This window comes from Emticicia oligotrophica DSM 17448 (assembly GCF_000263195.1).
In the GTDB taxonomy this organism is placed as follows: Bacteria; Bacteroidota; Bacteroidia; order Cytophagales; family Spirosomataceae; genus Emticicia; species Emticicia oligotrophica.
Genome location: NC_018748.1, coordinates 725,022 through 741,888 on the forward strand (window position 1 = coordinate 725,022; position 16,867 = coordinate 741,888).

A 16,867-nucleotide genomic window follows, 5' to 3' on the forward strand; every position below is an offset into this window, starting at 1 on the left:
GTTTATGGTTCAGGCTTTCTGGATGAGTTGTTTATTTTATTATATGAAAGCCAGAATTTGACGCCGCAAAGGTCAGTAGTTAGTATAAATTGAATATGACCCAAGTTTTAAGCAATTGTGAAGAATCAGGGGCAAATATTAGCTTTTCGTTAAGAATGAATTTAGAGAATTGTTGGTATAAAAAAATTATTTAATCGTGCACACACATGCTCAATTAATAAAGTTTCATAAATAAATTCCAAGTTTTTCCGTCCACTTTTCTAGTTTTTGAGCATACACCTCACGATATTCTGCGATTAAAGAAGCATGTTTTTCTTGAAATTCCACTGTCATTTTTTTATTAATAGAAGCATCTCTCAGCACACATTCAAAATTATTCACCCTTCCTACCAACCACTTGTAATCAATCGTTTGAGGCGTATTATATTTAAAATTAAACCATTCTCTTTTGTAAAATTCTACCGCAGTATCGTTGATAGCCAAGCCCTTTGCTATCCATTTTTCTTCTCGACAAAGTCCTTCATACAGAAAATACTCGCCCGAAAAAAGACCATTCTTTTTGGTGGCTGATGGCGTCGAATAAAATAAGTAATAATCGGGTTGAACAATATCTACAAAAAACTTCTTGGCGTGCATGCGTTCAAGCCACTCTCCTACTGCCAAAGGTTTAGAAGAATCAATAAAAAAATCGAAAACCAATTCAATGCCATCATATTCAAGCAAAAGAGCCACATGAAAACCCCAAGTAAGTAAACCATTGGGTGAAAGTTGGTTAGGGTCGGGTAATTGAATGGTTTGTTTTGAATTTTCTGAATAACGAGTTGGAGCATAAATCCATATCTTTTTGTGCTGAACCCCATAACTACGTAAAATAAGTGAAGCAAAATGGGTTAGATTATGGCAATTCCCCTGCTTGTATTCGTAGAGTGGAAATAGGAGAAATTTGAGTTCTTCAAAATAATACTCAAGATAATTATTAGTAATTCGCGAAAGTTGGGTATGTGTTTTGGGTAAAACCATTTTCGTTTTTTTAGCAAAAATAGGTTAGCAAAAAACGAAGATTTCTACCAAATTGATTAAGGATTTGTTAATTGTAAAGTCCTAATATTTGCTTAACAATTTGTTTATATTTTGTTTAAATCCAACTAACTTTAAATGGTTTACTTTGTCGAGCAATCAAACTAATCAGCAAAAAATGTCAGCAATTAAATTAGTGGTTTTTGATATGGCGGGTACAACCGTACAAGATAAAAAAGAAGTTGAAACTTGCTTTGCACGTGCTTGTGCTGAAACTGGCCTTCAAGTATCCGATGAGAGAATTTTAGCCTTACAAGGTTATTCAAAAGTTGAAGTTTTCAAACTTTTATGGGATGAACGTATCGGACAATCTCATCCTGAATACAATGAAAATGTAGTGTATTCATACGATTATTTCCGCATGATACTCGAAGACCATTACAAAAATTCTCCGATTCTACCAACAGAAGGTTGTTTAGAAATCTTTGATTTTCTTCGAAAAAAAGACATAAAAATTGCTCTCACCACGGGTTTTTATCGCAAAGTGACTAATATTATTCTCGAAAAACTGGGCTGGCTCGATGGCTTAGAATATAACTATTTGAATATTTCTGGCAAATCGGTAATTGATGTTTCAATCGCTAGCGATGAGGTAGTGAAGGGACGCCCCGAGCCATACATGATACAAAAAGCCATGAAACTTTTAGGTATTGAGAGTAAGTCTGAAGTAATCAATATTGGAGATACTCCTTCTGACCTTCAATCGGGAGTTAAGGCAGGATGTAGAATGTCTTTGGGCGTGGTAAATGGCACACACACGCGTGAACAATTACAAGTTATTCCAAACGATGGTTTGCTTGATTCGGTCTTAGGATTAAAAACTATCATCGAAAATGCCTCAATTTTAAACGAAGAATAGCCTCAATTTACCATCTTTATCACTCTTTTCAATGAAAAATTTTGACCTTATAGTCGTTGGTAGCGGGATAATGGGGGCTTTTCATGCCTATCATGCAGCTAAACTCGGCAAAAGTGTATTAATCCTCGAAAAAGACAATTTCCCGGTTGGTTCAACGGTGAGAAATTTCGGACAAGCAGTACCTTCTGGTTCATCAGGTAGGTGGTTTGATTATGGTCGCCGAAGCCTTGAAATTTACCAAGATATTCAACAAAAATTTGATATTTCGGTTAGAAATAACGGAACCGTGTATGTTGCCTCTGATGATACTGAATGGACATTAGCTAATGAACTTTATGCCATTCATCAAAGTAAAGGCTATAATTGCAGCCTTCTTTCTAAAAGGCAGTGCTTGGAGCAATATCCAGAACTAAAAGCAGATTATGTAAAGGGAGGCATTTATTACCCTAACGAAGTCAGTATAGAACCTAATTTGTTGATTTACAGAATCTTAGATTATCTTCAAGAAAATCATAAAGTTGCTTACAAAACTAATGCTACCGTCATTGACTGTCAAGAGGTAAACGGACGTGCGGAAGTTCTAACTGCCAGTAAAGAAAAGTTTACTGCTGATAAAATCATTATTTGTAGCGGATATATCTTCAATTTATTGTATCCAGAAGTCTATGCACAAAGTGGACTCATTGTTAGCAAATTACAAATGATGCAGACTGTTCCGTTGAAGAATATTTCATTAAAAGGTAATATTCTCACTGGACTTTCTATTCGTAGATATGAGTCATTTGAGGAGTGTCCATCTTATAAAGATAGTACAACTCCAGAGCATTATACAGAACTAAAAAAATGGGGCATTCATATACTTTTTAAGCAAGCAATTGATGGTTCAATTATCATCGGAGACTCGCACGAATATGCACCAGTAGGGAAAACCGACGAATTGGGTTTCGATACAAAAGAATATATCAATAAACTCATGATTAAGGAGGCCGAACGAATCGTGCATTTTCCTGTAAATCAGATAGCTCGTACTTGGGCTGGTTTTTATGCACAACACCCAAATGAGATTTTTGAACATACTATTTCTCCCAATATCCATATTTTTACGGGTATTGGTGGCAAAGGAATGACTACCAGTGCTGGTTATGCCGAACAAAATATTCAGCAGTTGTATTGCTAGAGACAACCTTGTAGAGACGTAATATATTACGTCTCTACAAAATGAAATAACAATTGTACCACATCTCGAAGGTTGTGCCACAATTACTTTTATCCAATCGGATTATATTCAGATTCTTCTTGTGGCGAAACCTTCCACCACAATTTTCCTTTAAGATATTTATTTGAAAAGTAGAATAGTTGAAGCACAAGCAGCGTAAAGCAAACCATTGAAATAATATAACTAAAAGTGCTGAGAATATTCAGAAAAGATATTTTTCTCAAGAAAAACTCTCTATAAAATAGCAAAATAACACTTCCCAGATAACCGACCGAGTCACAGATATATACCAAAAAACCTACGTTTCCCCGAGCCTTGAAAAGAGCAATTAAGCGTTCAAATACTACTGTTTGAATGAGTAAATAAGGCAAGAATAAGCCAATTCCAAGACTTACCATCCAAATTTTAGGGCTAATTAATTGCTGTTCAAACGCCCACGTACTTCCACCACAGAGCATCACGGCTAAAATCATCATACCTGAAAAAGTAAGATATGAGTGAAAATTATTTTTTATAAACGCATTGAGAGCTATCAAGCTAACAACTACCAAACCAATACTCGTTTCAACCTTTGAGAAAATAGTTTTATTAAATTGGGGGTCAATTTCTCGCCAAACTTCAATGGCAAAATTATCTCTAAAATCACGCATTGTTGCTAAAAGTAAATAAGTACCTACGAAGCAAAGCAGACCAAAGCCAAATTCTTTCATTATTAAGCTTTTATCGGTTTGATTCATGGCCGTACGCTCACTTCTTAGTTGCAAATCTTCGGCATTAGGAGCAGGAATTTGTGCCAACATCCACACAAAAAATAAGAAAAAAGGCAAAAAGATAAGTCCGATTACAAATGGTAAATTAAACTCGGACAAATGGAAAGTTTCTTGAAGATGCAAATAAATTGTTTTGAGTACACCGGAGGTCATTACTAAATTTAAACTTAAGCCGAGAGCCAAAAATTCGGTTAGTTTTCGCCCCTCTAAAAAACTAAAAATTACCCCCCAGACCATTCCCAGAGGTAAACCATTGAGAAATAAAAAAATAAAATTATATGGAAACGGAACCGCCGCAAATGCCAATAAAGCCGCTTCCGCAAAAGCTATTAGGCATATAATCAAGCCGATACGTTTTTTATCTTTTAGTTCGGCAATGACCTTAATTCCAATTACTTTCGATAACATATAGCCAAATACCTGCGAAATAATCAGAATACTTTTATAGCCCATTCCCCAAAGTTTGAAATTTTCATATAATCCTGTTGTGAATGGCTTACGAAAGGCATACATACAAAAATAGGCCCCAAAAGCGGCAATAATACACCATAAAACGAGCAAAACCTCTGACTTTTCAAGTAGTTTTTTCACAATAAATATTTAATTGAGATGAAGCAGAATAGCAGTAAACGTGCTTTTCGAAAAATTCTTGGAGGTGCTAAAATCAATTCAAGTTCAGAAACTCATGTAAACTCATCATTAAGGCAGTATTACGAATGAGTTAGTTTTTGGTGAATAATTGGTGGATAATATATTTTTCGATTTTGGTAGAATGCTCTTACCTTTGTTTCGTTAAATTTTTGCTTACTAAAAAATCCAATAGCAATGTCTAATTGTTGGTATCAAGGGAAAATCCGCTATCAAAGGGTAGATGAAAAAGATAAAACTGTAAAAATCACAGAAGTATATTTAGTCGATGCGGTATCATATACAGATGCAGAAGCTCGAATCTATGAAACCGTGGCATCAAACACACCTGATTTTCAGCTGGTTGGACTTTCAAGAATGCGACTACATGAAGTGTTTTTTGTGGATGAAGGTTCAGAAAAGTGGTTTAAAGTAAAGGTGAACTTTGTAAGTTTTGACGAAAAAGCCCAAAAAGAAAAACGTACGGCATATAATATGCTTATCAATGCCGATAACCCTCTTTTGGCTTATCAATTAATTTCGGAAAGACTCGGAACCGTGGAGGATTATGAAATTACTGATATCAATATCACGAATATTTTAGAGGTTGTACCTTATGAAAGTCCAGACGAAAAGAAGCTGAAAAGTGGTAATTTCCGACCGCTTTCGGAAGTAATGGCAAATGCGGAATAAAAATCGTTCGTAGCACAAGTCTCCGACTTGTGTTTCTCTAACCCGAACAATTCGTAGACTTTTGCTACAACACAAAAGAAAAAGTCAGAGACAACGCCTCTGACTTTTCTGATTTTAACACCAATATGAATCAATTGAACTACCGTAGTAGTTGATTCAATTCTCAGCCATTAGCTGATAATCTTTTTGTTTTCACAAATATTTTTAGATTAGAGTATAAGGGTAATTGACAATAGATGGACGCCAGAATGTTTTTTATTTTTCAATTTTTGTTGAATCTTGCTCCTTAACTATTGACTTCACACCCACCCATTCATTTATTTTTTTATCATAAACCAGCATAGAATCTGGCCATTCGATGTAATGTTTCATGCCTAGATATTTATCCAAATTTCCATTTTTCACAAGTTCTTTAAATAAAAATGCTCCTCTTTCTTTCACTAAAGCCTCTTCTAAATGTGGGGTATTTATGATTTCTTCAAAATCTACGGGCATTAATGTCCCTTGCTTTAATCTAAACTTCCCAACAACACCTCTACGGTATTTAAGCGTATTACCAACTGGACGAATCAGAAAGAAATAGTGTGTACTATCAGGAGTAATAAAGTAGTTTTCTAGTGAAAACTTTGGCAAGTTTTGCACATAATATTTTCTAAATTGTGGTTCGAATCTGGTAGCGTTTGATGCGTAAGGTGGTTTTACGTAAACGTAGGTAATAATATTAGTTAATAGTGTGTCTCGTTCGCTTTCGCTATAATATTTGCTTACTTTATTATTATTTTGGCAAGCAATCATTACTACTGAAAAAAACAGAAGTAGGATTCTCATTTTAATATTTATTGGTGTTTTGTTGAAACTTAATTCTTACCCCTCCTTTAACGAGAGGAGTAAGAATTAAGTAGTGTAATTTTATAGAGGATTACTTAATATAAGTAACTGATTGTGGGTTAAATTCAGCCCAACCTTTTGTCCAATCTGTATCTTTGAAAGCACCAACAAAATCAGTTTTATCAAAGAAAGCTGGTAAAGTTGCTGGTAGCGAAGAACCAATTAAAGATTCTGCTGTACCTGTTGTAAGCGTGAAAGTTGGTGTTCCTGTACCCCACAATGTTGAACTTAAACCAGTTTTGCTTGTGTTAGCTAGGATTTTATTACCTTTTAAGCTAACAAACCACTCTGAAGGTTTTTGTGTGCCAATCAAAATAGCAGTTGCTGCTGTATTTTGTTCTGCATCAGCTACTGCAAAACCTTTTGGGTTAGTAGCAAATCCTTGTCCCCAACCGTTTGTTCCCCAACCATCAACACCTGCTAATACTACGTTTTGTAAGTCGATATCACCTTTTGCGGCATTTCCTTTAGCATCACCTCTTTGGCTATCAATATAAACACCATTCGGATAACCTGTGATGAAGGTATTATAAAGTTTTTGCTTATTGTTTCTTCTCAATTGAGCACCATTTTGGAACTGTACATTGATTGAAGTTTCTGCTTTTCCTTTTGCTCCAATGATTGACATATTAGCGAAAATAGCTGAAGTATAAGGCGTGTTCGAAGAACCATTAGCATCATTATCACATTCAAAACCATTAGAACCTGACTGGTCAGCTTGTGTAGTACCACGAATACCAACACCATATTGAACATATCCACTAAAACCATTATCTGTATCAAAATCATCATCTAAACCTCTGTATGCAATCATGTGTTTACAATTTACTGTACCACCAAACCATTCGAATGAATCATCTAATCCATAAGAAGCCATGATGTAATCAACTGTAGTACCACTACCAACCGAACCAAATGTAAATGAGTTAATCTCTTGGTTAGGGTTTACTGGAATACCTGCGTATTCTACACGTACATATTTCAATGAACCAGAGTTATCAGCAGCATCAGAACCACCGTGGAATGCACCATATCCACCTTCCAATTCACGGTTTGTTTTATCATCAGGTAAGTTGTTTGGAGCTTTACCACAAATAACTAAACCACCCCAGTCACCAGCTTCTCTTTCGCCTGGATTTCTTTCTGAAGTAAATACAATTGGTTTATCGGCTGTACCATTAGCAATAATTTTGCTTCCACGTTGAACCACTAAAGTACCTTTAGTTGCACGGTCACCGATGATTGTTGTACCTGCTTCGATTGTAAGCGTACCAGTTTTTGTAATTGTACCAAATACTTCTTCTTGACCTACACGTACGAAACCTACTAATTTGTAGATTTTGTCCGCTGTCCAAGTTACATTGCCCTCTAAACTTCCTTTTACCTCAACAATTGTTTTTGGTGGTATAGCCGTAATAGTTACTGGAATTGTAGCTAATGTAGATGATTGATTATTGTTATCTAAAGCCTGTACTGTGAAGTTGACAACCGCACCTGCTGCCAAATTATCAATAGTATATTCTTTGGTATAAGTCGCTGATGTTTCACCTGCGAAAGTTTTTGAATCGAAAGCAGCACCATTTTTCAATACTGTGATTGACTTTAAACCTCCAGGAGCCGAAACAGTAGCAGTGATGGTAACTTTTGCACCCGGAACACCCGAAAGTGCTGCACTACCCGCCGAAACTGTTGGAGCTGGGGCTACCTCGTCTTCTTTTTTACAAGCCGAGAATACCAATGCCATCGAAAGCATCATTGCTACAGCCTTTGTAATTTTCGATTGAATTAATTTCATTGTTTTCTAAATTTGGTTTAAACGAAATAATTGGAGTTTTTATGAGAAAATTTATTTCTTGCTAAATGTATAATTAACCCCTAATGAATAAACTCTACCTGCTCTGTAAGATTGAATCACCTGGTCTTTATTAATATCAAACTTACCATCTTGATTACCATCTTGAAGCACTAGATTGCGGGCATTCAATAAATCGGTAATTCCACCCTTCAATACTAAGTTTTTGCCAATACCTTTCGAGAACGTCACATCTACCACATTTCTTGGCATTTCATACCAGTCAGGATATTGGTATCCATAGTTATTACCAACTGCGTAAATACGTTTACCAATTACATTATATAGCACATTGATTTGTAATTGCTTCTTAGTATCGTTGTAGCTTAAGCCACCATTAATAACATAAGGAGATTGTCCTTGTAGAGGTCGGTTATCTGATTGATTAGCAGCGATTGCTGAATTTAATTTTACTCGGCTATAAATAAAAGCAGCGTTGAAAGTAACATTCAATTTGTTTAAGAACGGTGAACTTGTTAAACCTTCTAATGATTTACGAGTTTCGAGTTCGATACCTGCACTATAAGCTCTTTCGGCGTTTTCGAAGCTAAGGTTTGGATTTGAACCACTAGCAAATACAACCTCAATTGGGTTTGTAAATCTCTTATAGAATGCTGCGATGCTTACTACCTCAGCTGGTGTTGGGTAAAACTCATGACGAAAATCGTAATTTTCTACTTGAGCATTTCTTAGGTTTGGATTACCAGTAATATTACGGTTATTTACAAAGTCATAGAACGAAAACGGAGCAATTTCACGGAATTCTGGACGATTTAATGTTTGGCCATAAGCAAAACGAAGTAACGATTTCTCTGAGAAATTATAAGTAACATTTACTGATGGTAAAACGTTGGTCTTTGGATTATTATAATTAAGTGGATTATTCACTAAATCATAACTATCTAATTTTTGCTTATTATTTTCTACTCTTACGCCTACAATTGCGTTTAATTTCTTGGTTAATGAATAATTACCTGATACATAATAAGCTAACAAAGTATTTTTTGCAGTATATGAGTCGTTCGGGTTGGTTTGCTCATCAATTTTCACACCAGTAGTAGCATTAATATTACCCGGTGCAAAAATTTGCTCAATTGGTAAAGTACCACTATTAAACAAGGCACTATTAGATTGTACATAACCCAAGTTGCGAGCACCAAACTGGCGGTCTTTCAATTCATAATAAACACCCGCTTTTACTTCAACTTCTTTATTATCTTCTTTCTGAGTAGCTTTTTTCACTACAAACTTCTGTACTAAATTCAAACCAGCAGTATAAGAAGCTTCTGTCATTTGGATATTTGTTCTACCCAAGTTAAAAGTCTGAGCCGAACCTTGCGGTACTAACAAAATTGGTTCATTCCCATCAAGATTATATCTAAAACGCTTATAATCAGGTTGGTCACGATAAGAATTATTATAACCAGCAACCCAGTCGATAGTAGTTTTATCTTTAACAAGTGTGTGTTTACCCGTTAATTGTCCAGAATAGATACCACGATAAACTTGGTCGAATGAACGAATATTCCATTTATTACCACTATCAAAACCTGTACGATTCACAAACTGTCCATTACTTAATTGGTTGTAAAGGTTTTTAAATTCAATCGTATTTTTATCGTTTATTCTAAAAGCCCAGTTGTGTAAGATACCCAAACGAATGGCATGTGTATATTGCTTATCATTAAAGTTGAAAACCTCACCTGCTTCACCGTTCTTTAAGATTTGACTAAATTCAAAGTCATTGCGTTGCATTTCAAAGTTTGTGTAGCTATTACTATAATTTACAGCTGAGAAGTTTCCAATTTTCAATTCACCTTTTTGTATTTTAAATCCTCCTGTGAGTGAAAAACGTAAATCTGGAATTGCTGTTGATTGCAATGGCGTCCAATTGTTTTTCAACATCTGCCCGATTTGAGCCAAACGGTCAGCACCAGCATTAATAATATCAGCTTTAGTTGCAGGAAAAAATTTTGGTAAATCACTGTATCCATCGTTGAAACCCGTCCAGTAATTTGCTCCGTGCTGAGGTTCGTAAAAGTTTTTAGCAGTTGTACCTTCACGGTAAGAACCACCCAAATCAACAGTTAAGAAATTTTGGTCTGGAATACTCTTCGTATAAATTTTTACAACACCACCCGAAAATTCAGCTGGAAGCTCGGCCGAAGGGCTTTTGAATACTAGAATACGGTCAATTTGATTACTTGGAATAATATCAAATGAGAAAGAACGAACATCTGTTTCCATAGAAGGTGTAAACACGTTGTTTAACATTACAGTATTATAACGTTCGTTCAAACCTCTAATATTGATAAAGCGATTTCCGAAGATAGTCACACCTGGTACACGTTTCACAACCTCAGCAGCAGTTCTATCAAGTGTTTTCCCGATTTGTGCAGAAGAAATACCACTCACAACCATTTGAGAAGCCTTAATTTCAGAAATTACCGAAACCTCAGTTCCAGTTATACGATTTGCCACAACTTTTACCTCTTGCAAAACCACTTTATCTTCTTGAATCGTTGTGTTTATTTCGATAACTTTTTCAGCTTCTACGTTTATTTCTATTTCCTTAGTTTTATATGAAACATAAGAAACAACTACTTTCTTTTTCCCAACCGGAACTCTCGAAATTGAAAAGAAACCATTGATATCGGTTGCAGCACCTAACGTTGTTCCATCAATTTTTACGGTTGCACCGATAATATCTTCATTAGTAACAGCATCCTTTACATTTCCACGTACTACACCAGTTTGAGCAAACGAAATAAATGAGATAAGTGAGAAAAGAAGAAAATAAATAAGTCTTAATTTGGAGTTCATAACCTTATATTGGTGTTTTTGATTTTTGTGCCACAAAGGTCAGAATCCAATATTAACTAATTGTTAAGCCAATGTTACGAGTTAATTATTAATACCTATTTCCTAAGGTTATTTTTAGTTAGGTAGTCAATTAAAGCCTTTGGATTGTCAGTCTGTAAAGCATTAATATTCAAATCAATAGCCATTTTCCACCCTTGTTCATTATCGTCTTTGCCCAAAACATCAAGCCAAACAGGTACGTTAATTTCAGTTAATTTATTCAATACATCAGGCTTGTAGGTGCGAATATTTCCATCTAAAGCTGATGCTGGAAAACTCAATAAAAATGATTCAAAATCAGTTGGACTTTTTAAATTTGGGAAAGGACTAGTCATGACGGGAATCGAAGGAGCCAGTTTTTTCCATTCAATAACTTGGGAAGCGGAGCAATAAATTATCACACGCTCACGCATTTGATATTTATCGAGCATTGAAATTATCTTTTCGGGCGAAGCATCTTTAATATCTAAGTAAAGATTTATTTTCCCACTGGCCTCCATCAAAAAACTCGAAAAAGTAGGTGGATTTATAGCCGTATCTTTAATTTTCAAATTTTGAAAATCAACAGTTGAAATAGTCGATACTTTACCTGTTCCATCGGTTGTACGTTCTAGATTCGCATCGTGCATCACTACGGGCACACCTTCAAGCGTACTCCTTACATCTACTTCTACATAATCCACCCCTAATTCAATCGCTTTCTTCAATGCTTCAATAGTATTTTCTGGAGCATCTATATGAAATCCACGGTGTGCAATGACAATGAAATTATGTTTTGTCTTAGGAAAAATAACTTTTGATTGAGCCCATAACACACTTGGTAATACCATGAGTAATATTTTGATTAAGGAGCTTTTCATATAACTAGAAATAATTTGAACGATTCAAAATTACATGGGTATCTCGTCATACTGATTTTCTAGAAGTTATGATTTTGTTAAGATTCTGTAAAAATTGCACCTAAAAGAGCAATAATTGTACTTTAACAGTTTTTTAGAATTTAAGTCAAACATTTTCAAAAACTACGCTTTTTTCAAACATTTTGGCTTAATTTTGGGGTAGAATTTCAACGTGACACACACGTATCTCCTTTATCAGCAATTAATTAAAAAGTACAACAGTGGAAATCATACACGAAAAAAACCTCGGAACTAAGCAAAAGGCCCTGCGTATCAACATGAACAAGCAAATCTATGGTAGTTTTGCTGAGATTGGTGCGGGTCAGGATGTAGCCGCCAACTTCTTCAAAGCAGGTGGAGCATCAAAAACGATTGCGAAAACGATGTCGGCCTACGACATGACTTTCTCCGATGCAATCTACGGAGTCATGGAAAATGGGCGTTATGTATGTGAGCCCCGCCTAATGAGTATGCTCGACCACGAATATGGACTCTTGATTGAGCGTTTGGGCGAAAAACGTGGGAATGACTCAACTTTTTTTGCTTTTTCAGATACCGTCGCTGCACTTAACTACCATAAAAATAATGATGCCCATGGTTGGATGGGTGTGAGATTTCAACTCACTCCACACGGCCAGTATAATGATATTGTTATTCACGTGAAGATGCTCGACAACGACAGCATCTTACAACAACAAGCCTTAGGAGTATTAGGGGTAAACCTCATGTATGGTTGCTTTTTCTACCATCAAGACCCAGAAGTATTGATTTTATCGCTCATGGATGATTTGGCTAAAGATAGAATCCAGATTGATATGATTCGTTTCGAAGGTCCTGACTTCAAGCACGTTGATAATCGTTTAATGAGCTTAAATTTAGTGAAGTACGGTTTTTCAGACATTGCACTTTTTGGTGCAGATGGGAAAAACCAACAACCTTCGGAAGTGCTTTTCCGCAAACACGCTTTGGTATTACGTGGACGCTTCCGTCCGTTGGTGAATGTACACCTCGATATGCTCGAAAATGGTCGCAAACAATTCATGCGTGAACCCGATGTAGATAAAGATAAAGTAGTAGTAATATCTGAAATTACACTGCAAGGTTTGCAAAAAGAAGGTTCTGAAATTGATGAAAAAGACTTTCTTGATAGAGTAGATGTGCTATGCTCGATGGGTCAGATGGTAATGATTTCAAACTATCAAGAATATTATAAATTGGTTGCTTACGTTTCGAGGATTACGAAACTAAAAATGGGCTTGATTATTGGCTATCCTAACCTACAATATATTTTTGAAGAAGAGCACTATAAAGACCTTCCGGGTGGTATTCTAGAATCATTTGCTACACTATTCAGTCGCAATCTTAAATTGTTCGTTTATCCAACCTATCAAAACAACAATATCTTGAATTGCATGAGATTTAACCCTCCTATGCACTTGATTGATTTATACCGTTATCTAATAGCCAATAATAAAATCGAAGATATTCATCATTATAATGAAACTAATCTCGGTATAAGTACTAATAACACACTTGAATTAATCAAGAAAGGAGAAAACGGCTGGGAAGAAAACGTACCAGACGAAGTAATAAAAATGATTAAAGACCGTTGTCTATTTGGTTTCCCTTGCGTTGTTATTCCGGGTGTTCCTGGCCCCGCAAACGTTAAAGAAATTAAAGAATAGCTATTAAAACTGACGATGTATAAATGCAGCAATTTTTTTGCTAATTTGTAAAATCAAGATAAAAAATGAAATTTAAACTACTGACAATCAACATACTTATATTATTATCGTTTAGATTATTTGCCCAAGAAAGTCCCAAAATTGTACTACCAACTGGTAAAGAGTGGACTCAAATAAAGGAAGGAAGTGAGGTGTCGTTTGAATTAAAAGTGGAAGGGAAAAACTGCGAAAAATTTCGTTTTTCAATTCCACAAGGTAAGCTAGATGGAATGGCTTTCGATTCGCTTGGGAGATTTACTTGGATTCCACCGTATTCAATGGTTGAGCGTCTTGAACCTTTTAAGTTTCATCAAGTAATTTTCGAGGCAAAATGTGATTCTACCAACGAGACTATCTCTTCAAAAGTTGAATTCAGAATTCAACACGTCAATCGTAGTCCAATCATCCGCGATTTGAAGCCTTTTTATGTTCAATACAATACCAACAATGTTTACAAAATAGACCGTGATTTTGTTTTTGATGAAGACAACGACCCTATTGTTTTTATCCCTTCCTTTGAAAGTATGCCCGAAGGTATGAAAATGACTTCACAAGGTGAGATTTCATGGTCGCCATCTCTTACACAATTTAAGAAACTCAAAGAAAAAACTTTAGAAGGAAATCCGATGTATCTTGATTTTTATGTGGAAGACCAACCCGCTAAATCTCAAACTAAAGGACGTTTAAAAATTGAAGTTACGCAAATAGACCTTCCGCCCGAAATCATCGTAGTACCTAAAGATAATGTCTTTAAAATTAAAGAGAATCAAACAGTCAACTTACGTTTCTACTTATCAGACCCTAATGGTGATGATGACATTCATGAATTTGACTTTTTGACTGAAAATCAACAAATTAGCAAGAAAAGTTTAATTAAAAACACATCCAATCAATACGAATTCACATGGCAACCTGGCTATGATTTCGTGAAAGACCCTCTCGATTCGCTTGGATTTAATATGGACTTTTTTGTTTTGGATAAAACAAAGAAAAGAGATGTAAAAACCATTCGAATTGTTGTTAAGAATACGGTAAATGAAGCCGAAACCGATTTGAAATTATACAATCTTTATCGTGGTACATTAGTACGAGGCTGGGAGTTACTCGAACAACTGAAAGATAAAGAGGCCGAATTAAAAAAGTTATATACCAAAGCCAAGAAAGGGAAAAAGCATCGTTCGGTTATCAATGCTTCTCTAGGGGCTACAACGAGTTTATCATCAGTTTTTGTACCTAAAGATAAACCTGACCAACAACGCCTCATTTCGACCTTAGGAGGAACAACCGTACTAACAATTGGTACACTTGAGGCAACTGAGGTAATTGGTCGTTCGATGAAAGATATCATTGACCGACTGAATTACATTATTGAAAAGAAAAACGAAATTCAGAGTAAAGGAGATATTTTCTCACGTGATTTTGCACTTAAATCATCACGTAGAAATCAAGATTTTTTAAGAAAAGTTGATGATTTCATGAATGTAATGAGCCTAAAAGGCCTAGTTGTTCTTGACTTAGATGCCTCATGGGAACCTAAAAGTAAGGCAACCGATGCTAACATCAAGAAAACTTTTAAAGATTTCAGTGCAGAAGAAAATAAATAATAAAAAAGAGAGCTTAAAGCTCTCTTTTTTATTTACCGCTCATCCGATTTCTTTTCAACAAAAAAATCGTTCTATATTAAAAAAAGGTCAAATAAGATTGGTTTATTGCAGTCAGTTGAAATTGAATGACAATAAAGCTATTTACAGACATTAAATACTCCGTAGGAGTTAAATATCGGTAGAAAAAATAGGCCAAAAATCTTTTAAACACAAATTCAATTATATTGTCGTCTAAAAACATAAATTACATCTTCATCAAAGCCACATAAGTTTCTATACTATTCCAGATGTTCTGAATTCTGATGTTTTCATTTTCGGCGTGTTGGTTATTATCGTGATTAGCAATCGGAACTGTAATCGTTGGTGTGGCCAAATATTTTTCAAATAAAAACAAAGGTAAACTTCCACCCAAACTTGGCATCAAAACTATTTCTTCGTTAGTACTGGCTTGCACTGCTTTGATTACCTTTTGAGCAATCGGCAAATCCATTTTTGTGCGTTGAGCATTATAGCCTTTCCCCACACTCACACGAGCAATAAGCGGGTATCTCATGCGTTCTTCATCGGTTATGCTTTCATTTTGGGTCACGTAATAGCCTTGTGCCTTGATGTGGTCTATTACTTTTTGTGCTTGTCGTTGGGCATCATTACCTAAAACTAAGCGTAAATCTAAGGCAGCAGTTGCCGAAACTGGAATCACGTTAGCGGCCATTTTTCCAACATTCGCACTCGAAATTCCATTTACATTCAGTGAAGGCAAGTTAATCAATTCAACCAAAGTTTTCCCCCCACCTTCGGCACGCATAAAGCCCAATTCATTTCTCATTTGCTCATCAACCGATGGTACTTTAGCAATAGCTTTTCTTTCGGTTTCGGTAAAAGGTACAACATCATCATAAAAACCTTTAATCAATACTCTACCATTATCATCTTTCATCGACGATAATAATTTTGAAAGCAACATCGCGGGATTTGGTGCCCAGTTTCCATAATGTCCGCTATGCAATGGGCGTTTAGAAGCATATACTTTCACTTCCATATTTATATCGCCTCTTACACCAAAAACTACCTGTTTTTTCCCCGATTGGTGAACTGGACCATCGCAAATTACCCAAAGGTCTGATTTTAGTTTGTCTTTGTATTTTTCTAAGATTTCGGCGAGGTGTGGAGAGCCAGCCTCTTCTTCCCCTTCAAAGAAAAACTTCATATTTACACTTGGCTGTTGCCCAATTTTACCCAAAACTTCATAGGCAGATAAAATAGAGAATACACCTGCCTTATCATCAGAAGCACTTCTTCCATATATTCGCCATTCAGGATTGATTTTTTCATCTGATTTTGGAGCAGGAATTATTTTACCACCTTTTTCGAGAGAAGCATCTAAAAATACCGATTTGAAAGGTTCGATTCCCTCCGCCCACTGATTCGGATTTACAGGCTGTCCATCATAATGTGCGTAAAATATTACGGTTTGTGTAGCATTAGGCACCTTTACTTCTCCATAAACTGCTGCTGGAGCTCCCTTGGTTGTTGGTTGAAGTAATTCAGCCTTTATGCCCCTTTTCTCCATCATTTGCATAATATAGGCAGCGGTTTTTTGAATTCCGACCGTATCATAAACAATATTGGGTATTGAAAGTAATCCCATAAACTCGTTTAAAAGTGCGTGTTCGTTTGACTTACGGTAATTTCGAGCTTGTTCGATAATTGTACTTTGTGTAAAACCCAAGGTCGAGGCCAATAGTAATAATGCTAAAAGCAGACGTTTCATGATTGTTTGTTTAGGAAGTTTATAT

The 16,867-nt window shown here is 35.7% G+C and carries 12 protein-coding genes; 5 read left to right on the top strand and 7 right to left on the bottom strand.

Going from position 1 to position 16,867, the window contains the following annotated elements; genetic code table 11:
- Positions 1-225: 225 nt before the first annotated feature.
- A complete protein-coding gene (locus EMTOL_RS03115; RefSeq protein ID WP_015027810.1) occupies positions 226-1,020 on the bottom strand; it encodes a protein-glutamine glutaminase family protein in 795 nt (264 codons plus the stop codon).
- Positions 1,021-1,195: 175 nt separating this feature from the next.
- On the opposite strand from EMTOL_RS03115, the gene EMTOL_RS03120 reads away from it, so the two are divergent.
- Positions 1,196-1,936 carry an HAD family hydrolase gene (locus EMTOL_RS03120; RefSeq protein WP_015027811.1) on the top strand — a complete coding sequence of 247 codons (741 nt, stop codon included), beginning with the start codon at positions 1,196-1,198 and terminating at the stop codon, positions 1,934-1,936.
- 31 nt (positions 1,937-1,967) lie between these two features.
- Positions 1,968-3,113, top strand: a complete 1,146-nt coding sequence (locus tag EMTOL_RS03125; RefSeq protein ID WP_015027812.1) for a TIGR03364 family FAD-dependent oxidoreductase — start codon at positions 1,968-1,970, stop codon at positions 3,111-3,113.
- Between the two features lie 89 nt (positions 3,114-3,202).
- Here EMTOL_RS03125 and EMTOL_RS03130 read toward each other — a convergent pair whose 3' ends face one another.
- The gene (locus tag EMTOL_RS03130) at positions 3,203-4,513 is read right to left on the bottom strand and encodes a DUF5690 family protein (RefSeq protein ID WP_015027813.1); all 1,311 of its coding nucleotides are present in this window, start codon (positions 4,511-4,513) and stop codon (positions 3,203-3,205) included.
- 234 nt (positions 4,514-4,747) lie between these two features.
- On the opposite strand from EMTOL_RS03130, the gene EMTOL_RS03135 reads away from it, so the two are divergent.
- Positions 4,748-5,242, top strand: a complete 495-nt coding sequence (locus EMTOL_RS03135) for a DUF4494 domain-containing protein (protein ID WP_015027814.1) — start codon at positions 4,748-4,750, stop codon at positions 5,240-5,242.
- Positions 5,243-5,497: 255 nt separating this feature from the next.
- Here the strand turns inward: EMTOL_RS03135 and EMTOL_RS03140 are convergent, their stop codons facing one another.
- The 4 genes from EMTOL_RS03140 to EMTOL_RS03155 all read right to left on the bottom strand — a co-directional run bounded on the left by EMTOL_RS03140 (position 5,498) and on the right by EMTOL_RS03155 (position 11,704).
- The gene (locus EMTOL_RS03140) at positions 5,498-6,070 is read right to left on the bottom strand and encodes a hypothetical protein (RefSeq protein ID WP_015027815.1); all 573 of its coding nucleotides are present in this window, start codon (positions 6,068-6,070) and stop codon (positions 5,498-5,500) included.
- A gap of 91 nt (positions 6,071-6,161) precedes the next feature.
- Positions 6,162-7,925, bottom strand: a complete 1,764-nt coding sequence (locus EMTOL_RS03145) for a beta-helix domain-containing protein (protein ID WP_015027816.1) — start codon at positions 7,923-7,925, stop codon at positions 6,162-6,164.
- A 51-nt stretch (positions 7,926-7,976) separates the two neighbouring features.
- Complete coding sequence (locus EMTOL_RS03150; RefSeq protein WP_015027817.1) at positions 7,977-10,805, bottom strand: TonB-dependent receptor; 2,829 nt, start codon at positions 10,803-10,805, stop codon at positions 7,977-7,979.
- Positions 10,806-10,900: 95 nt separating this feature from the next.
- On the bottom strand, positions 10,901-11,704 hold the full coding sequence (locus EMTOL_RS03155) for a glycerophosphodiester phosphodiesterase family protein (protein ID WP_041693392.1): 804 nt from the start codon (positions 11,702-11,704) through the stop codon (positions 10,901-10,903).
- Between the two features lie 269 nt (positions 11,705-11,973).
- Between EMTOL_RS03155 and EMTOL_RS03160 the strand changes: the two genes are divergently transcribed.
- On the top strand, positions 11,974-13,428 hold the full coding sequence (locus tag EMTOL_RS03160; RefSeq protein WP_041693851.1) for a hypothetical protein: 1,455 nt from the start codon (positions 11,974-11,976) through the stop codon (positions 13,426-13,428).
- A gap of 65 nt (positions 13,429-13,493) precedes the next feature.
- Positions 13,494-15,071 (top strand): hypothetical protein, encoded by a 1,578-nt coding sequence (locus tag EMTOL_RS03165; RefSeq protein WP_015027820.1) that lies wholly within the window; start codon positions 13,494-13,496, stop codon positions 15,069-15,071.
- A gap of 244 nt (positions 15,072-15,315) precedes the next feature.
- On the opposite strand, the gene EMTOL_RS03170 is transcribed toward EMTOL_RS03165, so the two are convergent.
- The gene (locus EMTOL_RS03170; protein WP_015027821.1) at positions 15,316-16,842 is read right to left on the bottom strand and encodes a M20/M25/M40 family metallo-hydrolase; all 1,527 of its coding nucleotides are present in this window, start codon (positions 16,840-16,842) and stop codon (positions 15,316-15,318) included.
- Between the last annotated feature and the right edge of the window lie 25 nt (positions 16,843-16,867).